This window comes from Marinovum sp. PR37 (assembly GCF_028807375.1).
GTDB classification, from domain to species: Bacteria; Pseudomonadota; Alphaproteobacteria; order Rhodobacterales; family Rhodobacteraceae; genus Marinovum; species Marinovum algicola.
Genome location: NZ_JARAML010000012.1, coordinates 25,474 through 43,617, shown reverse-complemented (window position 1 = coordinate 43,617; position 18,144 = coordinate 25,474). Strand labels below are relative to the sequence as shown.

Genomic DNA, 18,144 nt, shown 5'->3' with positions numbered 1-18,144 from the left:
GCGGGGTCACCCCCGCCCTACCGACTAAAGACAACCGGTTCACGTCCGCCAAAGGTGCAAAGATGACCGACCAAAGCCCCAACGACATCTTCAAGGCCTCGAGCTTCATGCAAGGCCACAATGCGGAATATCTGGAACAGATATACGCCCGCTACGCCGACGATCCGGCCTCGGTCGACGAGGCCTGGCAGGAATTTTTCCGGCAGCTGGGCGACGATGATCGGGACGTCAAGAACGAGGCGAAAGGTCCCTCCTGGGCGCGCGCCGACTGGCCGCCGCAGCCCGGTGACGACGTCACCGCCGCGCTGACCGGCGAATGGCCCGCCCCGCCCCCGGCCGAGAGCCGCGCCGCCGGCAAGAAGATCGCCGACAAGGCCCGCGCCCAGGGCGTCGAACTGACCGACGATCAGATCCAGCGCGCCGTGCTCGACAGCATCCGGGCGCTGATGCTGATCCGCGCCTACCGTATCCGTGGCCACCTCGCGGCCAATCTCGACCCGCTGGGCCTGCGTCAGGACAGCCCGCACCCCGAGCTCGATCCGAAGACCTATGGCTTCACCGCCGCCGACATGGACCGGCCGATCTTTATCGACAACGTTCTGGGGCTGCAGATCGCCTCGCTGCGGCAGATCGTCGAGATCGTGAAGCGGACCTATTGCGGCACCTTCGCGCTGCAATACATGCATATCTCCGACCCTGAACAGAGCGCCTGGCTGAAAGAGCGCATCGAGGGCTACGGCAAGGAAGTGAAGTTTTCCCGCGAAGGCCGGAAAGCCATCCTCAACAAGATGGTCGAGGCCGAGGGTTTCGAGAAGTTCTTGCACGTCAAATACATGGGCACCAAGCGCTTCGGCCTTGATGGTGGCGAAAGCCTGATCCCGGCGATGGAGCAGATCATCAAGCGCGGCGGCGCGCTGGGGGTCGAAGAGATCGTCATCGGCATGCCGCACCGCGGCCGGCTCTCTGTGCTCGCCAACGTGATGAACAAACCCTACAAGGCGATCTTCAACGAGTTTCAGGGCGGCAGTTTCAAGCCCGAGGACGTGGACGGTTCCGGCGACGTGAAATACCACCTCGGCGCCTCCTCGGACCGCGAGTTCGACGGCAACAAGGTGCACCTGTCGCTGACCGCCAACCCCAGCCACCTCGAGGCGGTGAACCCGGTGGTTCTGGGCAAGGCCCGCGCCAAGCAGGATCAGCGCAACGACGCCGAACATTCCACGGTGATCCCGGTGCTGCTGCACGGCGATGCGGCCTTTGCCGGCCAGGGCGTGGTGGCGGAATGTTTCGCGCTGTCGGGCCTGCGCGGTCACAAGACCGGCGGCACCATCCACGTCGTGGTGAACAACCAGATCGGCTTTACCACCGCGCCGCACTTTTCGCGTTCCTCGCCCTACCCCACCGACAACGCGCTGGTGGTCGAGGCGCCGATCTTCCACGTCAATGGCGACGACCCCGAGGCGGTGGTGCATGCCGCCAAGGTGGCCACCGAGTTCCGCCAGAAGTTCCACAAGGACGTGGTGATCGACATCTTCTGCTATCGCCGCTTCGGTCACAACGAAGGTGACGAGCCGATGTTCACCAACCCCTTGATGTACAAGAAGATCAAGGGACACAAGACGACGCTCTCGCTTTATACCGAGCGGCTGGTCAAGGACGGTCTGATCCCCGAGGGCGAGATCGAGGACATGAAAGCCGCCTTCCAGGCCAGGCTGAACGAAGAGTTCGAGGCCGGCAAGGATTACAAGCCCAACAAGGCCGACTGGCTCGATGGCAAGTGGTCGCATCTCGACCGGCAGAGCGACGACGATTACCAACGCGGCGAAACCGCGATCAAACCCGAGACCATGGAAGAGGTCGGAGCCGCGCTCGTCCGGGCGCCCGAAGGCTTCCCGCTGCACCGCACGGTGGGCCGGCTGCTCGAAGCCAAGCAGAAGATGTTGGAGACCGGCAAGGGCTTTGACTGGGCCACCGCCGAGGCGCTGGCCTTCGGCTCGCTGCTCACCGAAGGCTATCCGGTGCGCCTGTCCGGCCAGGACAGCGCCCGCGGCACCTTTTCGCAGCGCCACTCCGCCCTGATCAACCAGGACACCGAAGAGCGGTACTACCCGCTCAACCACGTCCGCGAGGGCCAGGCGCGCTACGACGTGATCGACAGCGCCTTGTCAGAATATGCGGTCAGCGGCTTCGAATACGGCTATTCGTTGGCCGAACCCAACGCGCTGGTGATGTGGGAGGCGCAGTTCGGCGACTTCTCGAACGGCGCGCAGATCATGTTCGATCAGTTCGTCTCGTCGGGGGAATCGAAGTGGCTGCGGATGTCGGGCCTGGTCTGCCTGCTGCCGCATGGCTACGAAGGCCAGGGCCCCGAGCACTCCTCGGCCCGGCTCGAGCGCTTCCTGCAAATGTGCGGCCAGGACAACTGGATCGTGGCCAATTGCACCACGCCGGCCAACTACTTCCACATCCTGCGCCGCCAGATGCACCGGACCTTCCGCAAGCCGCTGATCCTGATGACGCCGAAATCGCTGCTGCGGCACAAGGTGGCGGTCTCCGAGGCCGAGGAATTCACCACCGGCTCCTCCTTCCACCGCGTCCTCTGGGACGATGCCGAGAAGGGAAATTCCGAAACCAAACTGGTCGACGACAGCAAGATCCGCCGCGTCGTCATGTGCTCGGGCAAGGTCTATTACGACCTGCTCGAGGAACGCGACAAACGCGGTCTCGACGACATCTACCTGATGCGCTTCGAACAATTCTATCCCTTCCCGGCGATCTCGGCCGTGAAGGAGCTGGAGCGGTTCAAGGACGCGCAGATGATCTGGTGCCAGGAAGAGCCCAAGAACCAGGGCGCCTGGACCTTCATGGAACCCAACCTCGAATGGGTGCTCAACCGGATCAACGCCACCCACAGCCGCCCGGTCTATGTCGGCCGCGCCGCCAGCGCCTCGCCGGCCACGGGCCTCGCCTCGCAACACAAAGCTCAACAACAGGCGCTGGTCGACCAGGCGCTGACGATTGAAGGAAACGACTGATATGCCGACCGAAGTACGCGTGCCCACGCTGGGTGAATCCGTGACCGAGGCCACCGTGGCGACCTGGTTCAAGAAACCGGGCGACAGTGTCGCGGTGGACGAGATGCTCTGCGAGTTGGAAACCGACAAGGTGACGGTCGAGGTGCCCTCGCCCGCCGCCGGCAAACTGTCCGACATCGTGGCGCAAGAAGGCGAGACCGTGGGCGTCGACGCCCTGCTTGCCAATATCGCCGAGAGCGGCGAAGCCGGTGCCACCGAACCCAAGGAACGCCCGGCCGAAGCCAAGACCGAGGAAGAGACCTCCGGCGCGGCCGACGGAGCCGCCAGCGGCGGCGGCAGCGTCGATGTCATGGTCCCCACCCTCGGCGAAAGCGTGACCGAGGCGACGGTCTCGACTTGGTTCAAGAAGGTCGGCGATCCGGTGGCCCAGGACGAGATGCTCTGCGAGCTGGAAACCGACAAGGTCAGCGTCGAAGTGCCCGCCCCGGCGACCGGCGTTCTGGCGGAAATCACCGCCAAGGAAGGCGACACCGTCGAGGCCTCGGCCAAGCTGGCGGTGATCTCGTCCGAAGGCGGCGCCGCGGCGTCCGCTGACGATGCCGGGCATCCGGCCGGCGGCAGCCAGTACACCACGCCCCCCGCCGGGCGGGACGAGAACGACGTCGAGGATGCCCCCTCGGCCAAGAAGGCGATGGCCGAAAAAGGCCTCTCGCGCGATCAGGTGCAGGGCTCGGGCCGCGACGGCCGGGTGATGAAGGAAGACGTCGCCAAGGCGGTGGCCGCCACTTCCGCAGCCGCTTCGGCATCGGCCCCCGCGACCGCGCCCCGTGCGCCGGTGGCGGCCGAGGATGCCTCGCGCGAGGAGCGGGTCAAGATGACCCGGTTGCGCCAGACCATCGCCCGCCGCCTCAAGGACGCGCAGAACACCGCCGCCATCCTGACCACCTACAACGAGGTCGACATGACCGAGGTCATGGCGCTGCGCAACGAATACAAGGATCTGTTCCTGAAGAAACACGATGTGAAGCTCGGCTTCATGTCCTTCTTCACCAAGGCCTGCTGCCATGCGTTGAAAGAGGTGCCCGAGGTCAACGCCGAGATCGACGGCACCGACATCGTCTACAAGAACTTCGTGCACATGGGCATCGCCGCCGGCACGCCGCAGGGCCTCGTCGTGCCGGTGATCCGCGACGCCGACCAGATGTCCTTTGCCGAAATCGAAAAGGCGATCGGCGAAAAGGGCAAACGCGCCCGCGACGGCAAGCTGTCGATGGCCGAGATGCAGGGCGGCACCTTCACCATCTCCAACGGTGGCGTCTATGGCTCGCTGATGTCCTCGCCGATCCTCAACCCGCCGCAATCGGGCATCCTCGGCATGCACAAGATCCAGGACCGGCCGATGGTGGTGAACGGCGAGATCAAGATCCGCCCGATGATGTACCTGGCACTAAGCTACGATCACCGCATCGTCGACGGCAAGGGCGCGGTCACCTTCCTCGTCCGCGTCAAGGAAGCGCTGGAAGACCCGCGGCGTCTGCTGATGGATTTGTAACCCGGCGCCGGGCCGTCGGCCGGGCGTCCGCCCGGCACGCCCGCGGGAACCGCAACCGGGAGGGGGCCGCGCCCCCGCCCCTTACGCGGCGGCCTGGGGAGGGAAACGAGGAGGCACAAGATGCAACTGCTTTGCCGCTACGACGTGAACGATTTTGCCAGCTGGAAAGAGCATTTCGATGCCGACACCGAGGCACAGCGCGACGCCGGCCTCTCGCTTCTGCAAATCTGGCAGGAACACGACACGCCATCCCGGGTGTTCTGCCTCTTCGAGGTCAACGACCTGGACAAGGCCCGCGACTTCATCGATGGTCCGCGCGCCAGGGCCCGGTCCGAGACAGCCGGCGTCCGGGACGCGGCCTGCCACATCCTGGATACGCTATGAGGATCGCACCCGCCGCCCCGGCCCCCCAGGCCCCCCTCGCCCCGGACCTGCTCCGGGGCCTCTCGCTTGCCCGCCCCCAGGAGGCCCCGGGTCAAGCCCGGGGCGCGTTGTGTCCGTGACCCCCGAGCTCACCGCCCTCACCCTCGCAGCCCTGCTGCAAATCGGCCAGATCGCCCTGATGGCGGTCCCGGCCAATCTCGAGCTCGGCCCGGGCAAGACCCTCTCTCCGCGCGACCGCCCCCGTCTGGGTGGCGCGCTCGAGGATCAGGTGAGCCTGCGCACCGCGCGGCTCTACCGGGCGATGAACAACCACTTCGAGAGCCTGATCCTCTTCGCCATCGCCACCCTGGTGGTGACCTTCGCCGACAAGGCCAGCGGTGTCACCGCCGCGGCCTCGGGCCTCTACCTTGTCGCCCGGCTGCTCTACATCCCGGCCTATGCCTTCGGCTGGGTGCCCTGGCGCAGCCTGTTCTGGGCACTGGGCCTTGTCGCCATCCTCACCCTGCTCGTGGCAGCCTTGCTATGAGCCCAACCCGCATCTTCTTCTGGCCGCAAATATCCCGGGGGTCCGGGGGCAGCGCCCCCGAATTGCCCGACCAAGAAAGGACACACCATGGCAAGTTATGATGTCATCGTCATCGGCGCAGGCCCCGGCGGCTATGTCGCCGCCATCCGCTGCGCGCAACTGGGTCTCAAGACCGCCTGCGTCGAGGGCCGCGAGACCCTCGGCGGCACCTGCCTCAACATCGGCTGCATCCCCTCCAAGGCGCTGCTGCACGCCACCCATCAGCTGCACGAGGCCGAGCACAACTTTGCCAGGATGGGCCTCAAGGGCAAAAGCCCCTCGGTCGACTGGAAGCAGATGCAGGCCTACAAGGACGACGTCATCGGCCAGAACACCAAGGGCGTCGAATTCCTGTTCAAGAAGAACAAGATCGACTGGCTCAAGGGCTGGGGCTCGATCCCCGCGGCCGGCAAGGTCAAGGTCGGCGACGAGGTGCACGATGCGAAAAACATCATCATCGCCTCGGGCTCCGAGCCTTCGCCGGTGCCCGGCGCCGATGTCACCGTCGACGAAAAGGTCGTGGTCACCTCCGAGGGCGCGCTGGCCCTGGGCAAGGTGCCGAAAAAGATGATCGTCATCGGCGCCGGTGTCATCGGGCTCGAGATGGGCTCGGTCTATGCCCGGCTGGGCACCGAGGTCGAGGTGATCGAATTCCTCGATCACATCACCCCCGGCATGGATTCCGACGTGCAGAAGCAGTTCAAGAAGCTGCTCGAGAAGCAGGGGCTGAAATTCACGCTCGGCGCCGCGGTCTCGAGCGTCGAGGCCACCAAGACCAAGGCCAAGGTCAACTACAAGCTGCGCAAGGATGACAGCGAGGCCACGGCCGAGGCCGATGTGGTGCTCTGCGCCACCGGTCGGCGGCCCTTTACCGACGGCCTCGGCCTCTCCGATCTCGGCATCGAGACCACCAAGGGCGGCCAGATCAAGGTGGGTGACGACTGGCAGACCAGCGTCAAGGGCATCTATGCCATCGGCGACGCCATCGAAGGCCCGATGCTGGCGCACAAGGCCGAGGACGAAGGCATGGCAACGGCCGAGGTCATCGCCGGCAAACATGGCCATGTGAACTACGGGGTCATTCCGGGCGTGATCTACACCCATCCCGAGGTCGCCAGCGTCGGCAAGACCGAGGAACAGCTCGAGGAAGAAGGCCGCGCCTACAAGGTCGGCAAGTTCTCCTTCATGGGCAACGGCCGCGCCAAGGCGGTGTTCGCCGGCGACGGTTTCGTCAAGCTGCTGGCCGACAAGGAAACCGACCGGGTGCTCGGCTGCCACATCATCGGCCCGGCGGCCGGCGACCTGATCCACGAAATCTGCGTGGCGATGGAATTTGGCGCCTCCGCCGAGGACGTGGCGCTGACCTGCCATGCCCATCCGACCTTCTCGGAAGCGGTGCGCGAAGCGGCGCTGGCCTGCGGCGACGGCGCGATCCACATGTGAGACCGCGCCGGTGGCGGGCCCAGCCCCGCCACCGGCCATGCCAGAAATCCTCACGGAATTTTTGCACATTTTTCCGGTGACGGAATTTCGCCTGCCCGACCGGCCGGATCGTTCAGGGCCGGGTCAGGTGCCGGTTTTCCTCCGGTAGATCCGCGAACCCCGCCTCGAGCATCAGCTCCTGCGAGCGCCGCTCGACCACCTCTTCCAGCGTGTTCAGAAAGCTCGCGCGCGACTGCCCCGGCGCGATCGGCTCGAGGAACTCCACCACCGCAAGGCCGGGTTTGCGCAAAACGCCGTGGCGCGGCCAGAAGACACCGACATTGGTCGCCGCCGGCACGCAGGGCTGGCCCAACTCAGCGTAGAGCACATGCGAGCCCACCTTGTAGGGCAGATAGCGGTTCGGCGCGACGCGGGTGCCCTGCGGATAGATCACCAGCTGCCCGGGGTTGGCCATGCCGGCGGCGACGTCGGCCACCATCTTCTTGATCGCGGCCCCGCGCTTGCCGCGAGCCACCGGAACACAGCCGATGCGGGCGGCATATTGCCCGAGGACCGGTGCCCAGAGCAGCTCGCGCTTCATGATGAACTTGGCCGCCGGCAAGGCCGAGAAGATGATGATGATGTCGAGAAACGACTGGTGCTTCGCCGCGACCAGCACTTCGCCCTGCGGCACCGCGCCACGCACCTCGGTTTTCAGCCCGACCATCCAGCCGGCGGTCCAGCGGACCCAGCGGCAATAGGTCTTGCAGGCCCATTGCGCGCCGTCGCGGCTGGCCAGCGCCAACGGAAAATAGGCGATCCCCATGAGGCCGAGCATCAGGTACATCTGGAAATTGAACAGCAGCGACCGCGCATATTGCATCAGCGAAGTCCCCCAAGCACGCGCATCGCCGCATAGCGGGTGGCGGCAAAGGCCACCACCGCCGCGAGGAGTGGCACCAGCAGCGGCAAGAGCCAATGCCCCCCCTGAAAGCGCAGCCCGGTGAGCACGCCGGCCTCGGAGCCGGCGCCGGGCAGCAGAACCACCGCCAGCAGCCCGGCAAGGACGCCGGCGCCGGCGCCGGTGGCGGCGCGCAGAGTAAAGCGGCGCACGAAGGCGCGGGCGATATAGGTGTCGGTGGCGCCCACAAGGCGCAGCACCTGAATCACCTGGGCATTGGCCGCCAGCGCCGCATTGGCCGCCAGGGTGATCATCGCGCCCATGGTGCCAAAGATCAGCACGATCGCCAGCCAGCCCAGCAACTTGAGCCGTCCTGCCGCGCTGACCAGCGGTTTGCGCCAGCGGGTATGATCGTCGAGCACCGCGCCGGGCAGCTCGGCCTGGAGCCTGAGCCGCAGCCCGTCGCCGTCATAGCCCGAGGCGGTCTCGCGCACCTCGATCAACTGCGGCACCGGCAGGCTCTCGACCGGCAGGTCCGGGCCGAACCAGGGCTCCAGCAGGGCGCGCTGTTCGTCCGGCTCCAGCGCGCGGGCCTCGGCCACGCCGGGGGTCTCAGACAGGATCGTGAGCGCGCGCTCGGTCTGCGCGGCCATCTGCGCGGCGGGTGCCGAGATCCGCAGCGTGGCGCTGCCGGCCAGTGCGTCACGCCAGTTCGCGGCCAGCCGCCCGGACGCCAGCGACAGCGCCAGCGCAAAGACCGCGAGAAAGGCCATGGCCCCGGCAGTAAAGACGGTCAGCCGGGCGGTGAAGCCGGTGGGCGGCACCACCCGGTCGGCGCCGGCATCAAAGGACAGCATGTCGGTCACGGCGGCGAGGTTGATCTTCACAGGTCCGCCCCCGCCAGTTGCAGCTTGCGCCCGGAGATCCGCAAAACGCGGGCCTGCACGTGGTGCTTGGCGGCGCGGATCAGACTGAGATCATGGGTGGCAATCATGACCGTCTTGCCCATCTTGTTGAGTTCGACGAGCAATTTCAGCAGCCGCTGCGACATTTCCCAGTCGACGTTTCCGGTGGGCTCATCCGCAAGGATCACGTCGGGCGACAGGATCAGCGCCCGGGCCAGCGCGGCACGCTGCCGCTCGCCGCCCGACAGCTCGGGCGGCAGGGCCTGGGCGCGATGCGCCAGGCCGACCCAGGACATCAGCTCCTTGAGGTTGGCCTGCGCCGCCAGCCTGTCCTGTCCCGAGACCGCCAGCGGCAAGGAGATGTTCTCGGCCACCGGCAGGTGATCGAGGAACTGGCAATCCTGATGCACCACGCCGATCCTGCGGCGGGCATAGGCGATGCCGTCCCGGTCGAGCTCGCGCACGTCCTGATTGAAAAGCCGCACCTGCCCGCCGGTCGGCACCAGCGCGCCGTAACAGAGCTTGAGAAAGGTGGTCTTGCCGGCGCCGGAGGGGCCGGTGAGGAAGTGGAACGACCCCGGCGCCAGCCTGAGCGACAGGTCGGTCAGCAGTTCGCCGCCGCCATAGCTGTAGGCCACTTCATCAAGCTCGATCACGTATGCGCCCCGCCCTGTAAAATAAGGTTCGTCGTCAAGTCCGGCCCGTAATGCAACAGCCCTGCCCCACTTGCAATCCGCGCCCTTGGCGGCATTGCGCTTTTCCTTGCCGATCGGTGGACATATGATCCAAGCTGAGGCAGGGGTAGCCCCCGAAAGAGCGACAGGTGGGAAAGATGCGGCTGACGTGCCCGAATTGCGACGCGCAGTATGAGGTTCCGGATGATGTGGTTCCGCCCGAGGGCCGGGACGTGCAATGTTCGGCCTGCGGCAAGACCTGGTTTCAGCCCGCCGCCGGCGCCCCGGAGCACGAAGATTTTGACCCCGCCCGGCAGTCGGCACGCCCGGGCCCGGAAGACGCGTCAGCCGCCGCGCCGGAGCCAGCGCCCTCCACACCGCCGCAGCCCGCCGCGCCCCAGCGCCAGCTGGACCCGGAAGTCGCCAGCGTGCTACGCGAAGAGGCCGAGCGCGAGAGCCGGGTGCGCGAGGCCGAGCGCGGCGCGGTCGAGAGCCAGCCCGATCTCGGGCTTGACGACATGCGCCGCACCGAAGACGAGCAGGCGCAGCGCGCGCGACAATCGCGCGAGCGCATGGCGCGCCTGCGCGGCAAGGATCCGAAAGCGCCGGAGCCGACGCCCAGCGCCACCGCGGCGGCGGCCGCCGCCGCCAGCGGCTCGCGGCGCGAACTGCTTCCCGATATCGAAGAGATCAACTCGACCCTGCGTTCCACCGATCAGCCGCGCAAAAGCGAGGCCAGCGAAGAGATCGCCGCCGAGCCCGAGCGCACCGCACGCAGCCACTTCCGCCGTGGCTTTACCTGGGTGTTGCTTCTGGTGGCGATTGCGGCGCTGATCTATGCCTATTCGCCGCAGATCGCCGAGACGGCCCCGGGACTCGCGCCAGCGCTCGAGAGCTATGTGATCTGGGTCAACGGGCTGCGGGGCTGGCTCGATGCGCAGGTGCTGGCGGCGCTGCACTGGCTCGACGGCATGTCGTCGGAGGCGGCACAAACCCCGGGCTGATCCCGGCCTCGCCCGCCATCAGAACCGGTCGAGCAACCGTTCCAGATAGTCGCGTTCGATTTCCGGCCGGGCGCCCTCGCCCGAGCGGCGGCGGATTTCATCCAGAAGCTCACGGGCGCGGCGATAGACGTCTTCGCCGTTCAACAACTCTTCGCCGCTGCTGATGGTGCCGGAATTGCCGGCGTCGCGGCCCAGCGGATCACGGCGCTCGCCCTCGCGGGCGCCGGCGGTGTCGCCCTGACCGCCCTGTTCCCGCTGTTCCTCGGCCAGCGCTTCGCCGAGGTTGCGCATGCCCTCGCGCAGCGCGTCCATCGCTTCGGCCTGGCGATCGATTGCCTCGGCCAGATCATCCGCGCGCAGCGCCTGTTCGGCGCCCTCCATGGCGCGTTCGGCATCCTCGAGCGATTGCTGCGCCCGGCGGCCGGCCTCGGTGCCCTGACCGGGCAGAGCGCCACGCTGGCGTTCGACCTCGCGCCGCAGCGCCTCCTGCCGGTCGGCCAGTTCGCCTTCGAGCCCGCCTTGACCCTGTTCACCCTGCTGCTGACCTTGGCCCTGGCCTTCGCCCTGCTGGTGCTGCTCGCCCTGGCCCTGCTGGCCATCCCGACCCTGGTTGCCCTGGTTCTGGCCTTGCTGGGCATTGGGGTTGAACTGTTCCTGAAGGTCGCGGAACGCCTGATCCGACAGCCCCTGCTGATCGCGCAGGGTCTCGGCCAGCCCGTCCATTGCCTGTTGGCCGGGCGACTGCTGGCCCTGACCCTGCTGGCCCTGGGTGACCTGCATGTTTTCGAGCATCTGCTGCAATTCGGCCAGCGCCTGTTCGGCCTCGGCCATGCGGCCCTGTTCCATCAGCTCCTGGATCCGGTCCATCATGGCCTGAAGATCGTCTTGCGTCATCTCCATCATGTTTTCCGGGGTCTGCGCCGTTTCGGGCTGTTCCCCGTTCTCGCGCTGCTGCTGGGCCAATTGCCGCATGTAATCCTGCGTCGCCTCGCGCAGCTCCTGCATCAGCTCGGCGATCTCCTGATCCGAGGCGCCGTTCTTCATCGCCTCCGACAACCGCTCCTGCGCCCGGCGCAGCCGTTCGAGCGCATCCGACAGGTCGCCATCCTCGAGCAGCACCGCCAGATCCCACATCGCAGCGGCCAGTTCGTCACGTTGCGCACCGGTCATGCCGGTGGCGGCAAAGCTCTCGAGCCGGCGTTGGATGGTACGCATCCGCAGGTAGGGCACGGCCGACCGGAAAAGACCTTCGGGGCGGTGGGTGATGGCACGCAGGATCATTGCCGCGTCGCCGGCATTGCCGCGCGACCACAAGAGCGCCCGGCGCTGGTCGATGATGGCGGCGGCGAAAGGATCGAAAAACCGGCGGCCGGGCAGCGGCGTGGCCAGGGTCTCGGGCGCGCTGGTCTGGTCGCGGTCGTCGATGACCCGCAGCTCGATGGTGACCGGCAGGTTGGCCCAGGGATGTTGCGAGAAATCCTCGATCAGGGTCTCGTTGAAGGCCGCCCGCGAGCCGGAAATCGGCAGCGGCAATGGCACCCTGATCGCCTCGCGAGGCTCGGGCTCGACGGCCAGGCCATGGCGGCGGTCGACCTCGGCCAGATCGAGCCGGATGGTGGCCTCGCCGGAGCGGATGCCGTAATCGTCCTCGGCCTCGAAGGGCAAGGACATCTCGCCGCGCGCGGCGGTGGTGATCTCGTCGATCACGCGCACCTGCGGGGCGGTGTCTGCGGCGAGCGCGATCTGCCAGTCACGGCCGCCCGGGCCGTCGATCACCAGCGCCCCGGGCTGGCGCACCTCAAAGCTCTGCGAGGCCTCGGCCACGCTTTCCACCTCGGCAGTGCGGCCCGAGACCGTCTCGCGCGCCGTCAGCGCACCGACCTCGCCGTAAAACCGCAGGGTGATGCGACTGCCCTCGGCCACCTCCAGCGTGCCGCCGGTCTGATCGGCAAGGTAGAGCGACGGCAGGCCGGTATAGGCCGGCGGCTCGACCCAGCCTTCCCAGGTCGGGCCAGAGGCCAGCGCCTGGCCGCCGGCGGTGACGCCGGTGACCGAAGAGACCTTCCAGAACGAGCCGAAGAGCAGCGCCACCGCCAGCGCCAGAACCGCCACGTAACGCAGGGCAAAGGGATCGCGCCGCGACACCCGCAGATCCGGCGAAACGGCGCGCGCCTCGGCGGCGCGCGCGGCCATGCGATCCTGATGCGCCTGCCAGACCGCGACCGAGGCGGCATCACTGCCGCCGATCGCCTGATTGTCACGCAGGGTTTGCAGCGGCCGTCCCCGCAGCGTCGCATCGAGCCGGTCGAGCGCCTCGTCGCGGCGCGGCCGGCGGAACCGGCGCAGGCCAAGGCCCAGCGTCAGCAGCCCGCCCAGCGCAAAAAACACGATCAGCGCCCAGACCGCCTCGAGCGGCAGGAGATCCTGCATACCGAGCATCAGGAGGGCAAGCGCCACAAGCGCCACCGACCACAGCGGCCAGAAGGCACGCGTCACACGCTCGGACCAGAGGCCGAGATATGTCAGGGTCACCGCGCCGCGAATGCGGCTCACACTCTCAAGATACCGTGTCGTCCGGGGGATGATACCGCTCCATACTGACCGGCCCGAACGCGGGGGCGCGTCAGAGCCACTCGGGGATGGTATCGCGGTTTATCATTTCGTCAAAGGTCGGACGGGCGCGGATGACAGCAAATTTATCATCCCGCACCAGAACCTCGGGGATCAGCGGGCGGGTGTTGTATTCGCTTGCCATTACAGCACCATAGGCCCCGGCCGAGCGGAAGGCGACCAGAGCGCCGGGGACCAACGGCGCCATCATCCGGCCCCTGGCAAAGGTATCCCCCGATTCGCAGACCGGGCCAACGATGTCATAAGCGGTCTGCTCGACCCCGGCCTCGGGCTCGATCACCGGCACGATATCATGCCAGGCATCGTACATCGCCGGGCGGATCAGGTCGTTCATCGCGCCGTCGAGGATCAGGAACTGCCGGTCCTCGCCCTGTTTGACGTAGATCACCTTGGACACCAGGATACCGGCATTGCCGGCGATCAGCCGCCCCGGCTCGATCTCGACCTCGCAGCCGAGGTGGCCGACGGTCTCCTTGATCAATGCGCCGTATTCCACCGGCAGCGGCGGCGCCTCGTTCGAGCGGGTGTAGGGAATACCCAGCCCGCCGCCGAGATCGAGGCGCTCGATGTCATGGCCGTCGGCGCGCAGCGTTTCGGTCAGTTCGGCCACCTTGCGGTAGGCCAGCCGGAACGGCTCGAGCTCGGTAAGCTGCGAACCGATATGCACATCGATGCCCACCACCTTGAGGCCCGGCAGACTGGCGGCATGGGCATAGACCTCGCGGGCGCGCGAAATCGGGATGCCGAACTTGTTCTCGCTCTTGCCGGTGGCGATCTTGGCGTGGGTCCTGGCATCGACATCCGGGTTCACCCGGATGGTGATCGGCGCCTCGACGCCCAGCGCGCTGGCGACTTCGGAGATCACCGCCATTTCCGGCTCGCTCTCGACATTGAACTGGCGGATGCCGCCGGTCAGCGCAGTGCGGATCTCCTCATGCGTCTTGCCGACACCGGAAAACACGATCCGCTCGCCCGGCACGCCGGCCGCCCTGGCACGGGCATATTCCCCGCCCGAGACCACATCCATCCCCGCCCCGGCCTGCGCCAGCGTCTTCAGGATCGCCTGGTTCGAGGCCGCCTTCATCGCGTAGCAGACCAGATGCGGCAGACCGTTCAGCGCCTCGTCGAACAGGGTGAAATGGCGCAGCAGCGTGGCGGTGGAATAAAGATAGAACGGCGTGCCGACCGTGGCGGCAATCTCGGCCACGGGCACGTCCTCGGCGAAAAGCGCGCCGTCGCGGTAGAGAAAATGATCCATGGCGGCGGTCATAGCAAAACCGCCGGTGGGATCAATGGGCGATCAGCGCCGCGTGCCGGGCGCCGCGCCGCGCCCGAGTGCCACCTGCACCGCCTGCGCCTGCCGCGCCGCCACCGCCCGAAATCGGGGCGCGAAGCGCGGGTTCATCACGCCTTCGCAATGGGCCAGCTGATAGAGCGCGTGGCGCGGCGTGCCGGTGCCGCTGACAAGCGCCGGGCCGTCGACGGTCAGGCCGATATCCCAGCCCATGATGCCGCATTCCGGCAAGAGCGCATGGGCCGCAGAGGCCAGCTCGCAGGCCGCGCGCCAGTCGGGCAGCTCCTGCCCCGTCAGGCGCCGGCCGGTAACCGGATGGCTGCTGCGCCACTCGGTGTCAGGCCCGCTGCCCCGACGGATCTCGCCCAGCGTGCCATCGGACAGGTCGACCGGGCAGAGCATTCCCACGCCCGCATCCGGCAGGCAGGCCAGCGCATAGAGCACGGCAGGCGCCTGCGGCGCTTCGGCCAGGGTCACCAGCCGGAGGGTGACAAGCGCCGGGCCGGTCAGCGCCGTCAGTGCGCCGTGCTGACGCAGCGCGCTCTGGAACACCAGGCCGGTGCGGCCGTGATCCCGCATCAGCTCTTCGGCAAAGCTCGCGAGATCGGCGCAACGGCCATTGGCAAAGCGCAGGAAACGACCTTCGTCGTCGATCCGGTCGATGCGCGGCACGCCGGTGCTGAGCCGGCCGAAGGTCGGCTTGGCCAGCAGCGGATAACGCGCCCCGGCGGAGAGAAAACCCAACAATTGGCCGGTGTTCCTGAGCCGGGGGATGCCGCCAAAGGCATGGCTCTTGCCGACGGTGGCCTGGGTCTCGGCGGTGGGCATTCCGCGTTCGGCAAGGTACTGCACCAGCGCCACTTTGTCCGAAACGATGGCGTCGTGGTGCCAGACCCCATCCGGGGAGAGCGAAAGATTGAGCTCGCGGCTGGCCTGTTCGCCAAGAAAGCGCGCGCGGCCGCGGCCGGTGTGCGCGTTGTCGTAAAGCCCGAAATCGTAATATTCGCCGGTGTCGATCCCGGTGCCCCTGACCCGCAGCGCCAGCATCTGGGCATATTGCCTGACCGGCCCGACTCCGTGTTCGCGGGCCACCCGCATCAGCCGGCCCTGGCCTGCGGCGGGTGGCACGGAAACGGCTGTCTTGTTGGCAGAGACAAAGGTCATGGCGCGCTGTGGATTCCCCTGGCTGAGTCCGGCCATAATTTCCCAGCCAAATATGGCTGGAATGGGGCAGCTGCGTTACAAACGCGGGAATTCTGGTAGAGGAATGCGCGCTAAAGTATAGGCCGGCTGCGCAGGAAGAGATAGAGCGGCAAGCCGCAGGACAGGCCGATCAGAAAGGTTGCCGGAATCGCCAGCAGCGCCTCCCAGTTGCGGCGGACCGCCACCTCGGCGGCGATCCAGAGGGTCAGCGCCAGGGCGGCAATCGTCGGGTCCCAGACCAGCCCGCTGGTCGCCGCATTGACATGCCAGGCCGCCACCAGGCCCGGCAGGTCAAACCCGTTCTGCGAAAACCAACGCAGGAGATAAGCCATCGGATGCACCGCCCCCCAGAGCGCGAGCGCGAGGTAGAGCCAGCGAAGCGGAGAGACCCCGGCCATGGCGTTCAGCTCGAACCGCCGGAAAGGCCGACCTCGGCGGTGCCGGTGACCGACAGGTTCACCGGCGTCCTGGCCTCGGGCCGCTCCGGTTCGCCGTCGACGCCACAGGCCGCCAAAAGCACGAACGCGGCCAGCGCCGCGAGGCGGCTCATGCCAGCGCCTCTTTCCAGCGCGCCACCTGTTCGCGCACCCGCGACGGCGCGGTGCCGCCATAAGAGGTGCGCGAGGCCACGGAATTATGCACGCCCAGCACGTCAAAGACGTCCTGGGTGATATGCTCATGCACCGATTGCATCTCTTCGAGGCTCAGGTCGGGCAGATCGCAGCCCTTGGCCTCGGCCTTGGCCACCAGCGAACCGGTGACGTGATGCGCATCGCGGAACGGCATGCCCAGCACCCGCACCAGCCAGTCGGCCAGGTCGGTCGCGGTCGAGAACCCGGTTGCGGCCGCGGCCTCGAGGCTGTCGCGATTGGCCGACATGTCCTTGACCATCCCCTCCATCGCGGCCAGCGCCAGCATCAGGTTGTCGGCGGCGTCGAAGACCTGTTCCTTGTCTTCCTGCATGTCCTTGGAATAGGCCAAGGGCAGCCCCTTCATCACCGTCATCAGCGCCACGTTGGCGCCGAAAATGCGGCCGATCTTGGCACGGATCAGCTCGGCGGCGTCGGGGTTCTTCTTTTGCGGCATGATCGAGGAGCCGGTCGAGAACCGGTCCGAGAGCGTCACGAAGCGGAACTGCGCCGAGGACCAGATCACCAGCTCTTCGGCCAGGCGGCTGAGGTGCATGGCGCAGATCGAGGCGGCGGCGAGGAATTCCAGCGCGAAGTCCCGGTCAGACACGGCGTCGAGCGAATTGGCGGCGGGGCGGTCGAAACCCAGCGCCTGCGCCGTTGCCTCGCGGTCGATCGGAAAGGAGGTGCCGGCCAGCGCGGCGGCGCCGAGGGGGCATTCGTTCATCCGGCGGCGGGCGTCCTGGATGCGCGAACGGTCGCGGGCGAACATTTCGACATAGGCCATCATGTGGTGGCCCCAGGTGACAGGCTGGGCGACCTGCAAATGGGTAAAGCCCGGCATCACCCAATCGGCCCCGGCCTCGGCCTGGGCCAGCAGCGCCTTGATCAGCGCGCCCAACGCCTGATCGACCGCATCAAGCTGGTCGCGGGTCCAGAGTTTGAAATCGGTCGCCACCTGGTCATTGCGCGAGCGGCCGGTGTGCAGACGGCCCGCCGGTTCGCCGATCACCTCTTTCAGCCGGGCCTCGACATTCATGTGAATGTCTTCCAGCGCGGTGGAAAAGGCGAACCCACCACCCTCGATCTCTGACAAGATCGTGAGAAGCCCTTCCCTGATCGCCTCGGCGTCTCTACCGTCGATAATGCCTTGGGCGGCCAACATCGCCGCATGGGCGCGGGAGCCTTCGATATCCTGTGCGGCCATGCGCTGATCGAAGCCGATCGAGGCATTGATCGCCTCCATGATCGCGTCCGGTCCAGCGGCAAAGCGGCCGCCCCACATCTGGTTTGAGGATTTGTCTGACATGAAGCTCACTCGTCGGGGATTGAATGCATCGGCTCTTGCTGCCGCTGTCTATATGGGCTTGGGGGCAAGCGCAAATGCTGCCGATCCCGCCGCGCTCGAGGCGCTGCGCGAGGGCGACATGCAAAAGCTCAAGGTGCATCCCGCCCCGGTCTCGGTGCCGGCACGGGATTTCACTGATTTCGATGGCGCGGCGCTCAACCTCGACGATTACCTTGGCAAGGTGGTCCTGCTGAACTTCTGGGCCACCTGGTGCGCGCCCTGCCGCAAGGAAATGCCGATGCTGGCCGATCTCCAGACCGAGCTGGGCGGCGAGGATTTCGAGGTGGTGACGCTGGCCACCGGCCGCAACCCGGCGCCCTCGATGACCCGGTTCTTCGAAAGCATCGGTGTCGACAACCTGCCGCTGCACCGCGATCCCGATCAGGCGATAGCCCGCGGCGTCCGGGTGCTGGGCCTGCCGACAACGGTGATTCTCGACCGCGAAGGCCGGGAGATCGCCCGCCTTGAAGGTGACGCCGATTGGTCGGGCGAGAGTGCCAAGGCCATTTTGCAAGCGATGATTGACAGCTGACCCCTTGGAATAGCGCCGCTTTTCGCGCCTCCTGACCTAACGGCAACAGGCCGCCGACGCCTGCC

The 18,144-nt window shown here is 67.0% G+C and carries 16 protein-coding genes; 7 read left to right on the top strand and 9 right to left on the bottom strand.

Going from position 1 to position 18,144, the window contains the following annotated elements; all coding sequences use genetic code 11:
- Positions 1-62: 62 nt before the first annotated feature.
- From PVW49_RS11760 to lpdA, 5 genes are all read left to right on the top strand, one after another.
- Positions 63-3,035 (top strand): 2-oxoglutarate dehydrogenase E1 component, encoded by a 2,973-nt coding sequence (locus PVW49_RS11760; protein ID WP_274590605.1) that lies wholly within the window; start codon positions 63-65, stop codon positions 3,033-3,035.
- Position 3,036: 1 nt separating this feature from the next.
- Entirely contained in the window at positions 3,037-4,587 is a 1,551-nt protein-coding gene (gene odhB / locus PVW49_RS11755; protein WP_274590604.1) for a 2-oxoglutarate dehydrogenase complex dihydrolipoyllysine-residue succinyltransferase, read from the top strand.
- A gap of 120 nt (positions 4,588-4,707) precedes the next feature.
- Positions 4,708-4,971, top strand: coding sequence for a hypothetical protein (locus PVW49_RS11750; protein ID WP_274565977.1), 264 nt, complete (start codon positions 4,708-4,710; stop codon positions 4,969-4,971).
- A 115-nt stretch (positions 4,972-5,086) separates the two neighbouring features.
- Positions 5,087-5,497, top strand: a complete 411-nt coding sequence (locus tag PVW49_RS11745; protein ID WP_274566002.1) for an MAPEG family protein — start codon at positions 5,087-5,089, stop codon at positions 5,495-5,497.
- Positions 5,498-5,584: 87 nt separating this feature from the next.
- On the top strand, positions 5,585-6,979 hold the full coding sequence (gene lpdA, locus PVW49_RS11740; RefSeq protein ID WP_274590603.1) for a dihydrolipoyl dehydrogenase: 1,395 nt from the start codon (positions 5,585-5,587) through the stop codon (positions 6,977-6,979).
- A gap of 112 nt (positions 6,980-7,091) precedes the next feature.
- Here the strand turns inward: lpdA and PVW49_RS11735 are convergent, their stop codons facing one another.
- The 3 genes from PVW49_RS11735 to PVW49_RS11725 are packed head-to-tail and all read right to left on the bottom strand — an operon-like array spanning position 7,092 to position 9,420.
- Positions 7,092-7,841 carry a lysophospholipid acyltransferase family protein gene (locus PVW49_RS11735; RefSeq protein ID WP_274590602.1) on the bottom strand — a complete coding sequence of 250 codons (750 nt, stop codon included), beginning with the start codon at positions 7,839-7,841 and terminating at the stop codon, positions 7,092-7,094.
- Positions 7,841-8,716: a cell division protein FtsX gene (locus tag PVW49_RS11730; protein ID WP_048533921.1), complete on the bottom strand. Its 876-nt coding sequence runs from the start codon at positions 8,714-8,716 to the stop codon at positions 7,841-7,843. Before PVW49_RS11730 ends, PVW49_RS11735 begins: the two co-directional genes overlap by 1 nt.
- Before the next feature lie 26 nt (positions 8,717-8,742).
- The gene (locus PVW49_RS11725) at positions 8,743-9,420 is read right to left on the bottom strand and encodes a cell division ATP-binding protein FtsE (protein WP_048532711.1); all 678 of its coding nucleotides are present in this window, start codon (positions 9,418-9,420) and stop codon (positions 8,743-8,745) included.
- A 176-nt stretch (positions 9,421-9,596) separates the two neighbouring features.
- Between PVW49_RS11725 and PVW49_RS11720 the strand changes: the two genes are divergently transcribed.
- Positions 9,597-10,442, top strand: a complete 846-nt coding sequence (locus tag PVW49_RS11720; protein ID WP_074836317.1) for a zinc-ribbon domain-containing protein — start codon at positions 9,597-9,599, stop codon at positions 10,440-10,442.
- Between the two features lie 18 nt (positions 10,443-10,460).
- Here PVW49_RS11720 and PVW49_RS11715 read toward each other — a convergent pair whose 3' ends face one another.
- From PVW49_RS11715 to argH, 6 genes are all read right to left on the bottom strand, one after another.
- Positions 10,461-12,995 (bottom strand): TIGR02302 family protein, encoded by a 2,535-nt coding sequence (locus PVW49_RS11715; protein WP_274590601.1) that lies wholly within the window; start codon positions 12,993-12,995, stop codon positions 10,461-10,463.
- Positions 12,996-13,065: 70 nt separating this feature from the next.
- Entirely contained in the window at positions 13,066-14,331 is a 1,266-nt protein-coding gene (gene lysA, locus PVW49_RS11710) for a diaminopimelate decarboxylase (RefSeq protein ID WP_074836449.1), read from the bottom strand.
- A 42-nt stretch (positions 14,332-14,373) separates the two neighbouring features.
- On the bottom strand, positions 14,374-15,531 hold the full coding sequence (locus tag PVW49_RS11705; RefSeq protein ID WP_274590600.1) for a sugar-transfer associated ATP-grasp domain-containing protein: 1,158 nt from the start codon (positions 15,529-15,531) through the stop codon (positions 14,374-14,376).
- 110 nt (positions 15,532-15,641) lie between these two features.
- Positions 15,642-15,968, bottom strand: a complete 327-nt coding sequence (locus tag PVW49_RS11700; protein WP_274590599.1) for a DUF2834 domain-containing protein — start codon at positions 15,966-15,968, stop codon at positions 15,642-15,644.
- A gap of 5 nt (positions 15,969-15,973) precedes the next feature.
- A complete protein-coding gene (locus PVW49_RS11695) occupies positions 15,974-16,120 on the bottom strand; it encodes an argininosuccinate lyase (RefSeq protein WP_274565984.1) in 147 nt (48 codons plus the stop codon).
- Positions 16,117-17,508 carry an argininosuccinate lyase gene (gene argH / locus PVW49_RS11690; protein ID WP_048532718.1) on the bottom strand — a complete coding sequence of 464 codons (1,392 nt, stop codon included), beginning with the start codon at positions 17,506-17,508 and terminating at the stop codon, positions 16,117-16,119. Before argH ends, PVW49_RS11695 begins: the two co-directional genes overlap by 4 nt.
- Here argH and PVW49_RS11685 point away from each other — a divergent pair.
- Positions 17,507-18,079 (top strand): TlpA family protein disulfide reductase, encoded by a 573-nt coding sequence (locus PVW49_RS11685; RefSeq protein WP_074836306.1) that lies wholly within the window; start codon positions 17,507-17,509, stop codon positions 18,077-18,079. The two genes, argH and PVW49_RS11685, sit on opposite strands and share 2 nt — an antisense overlap.
- Positions 18,080-18,144: the final 65 nt, after the last annotated feature.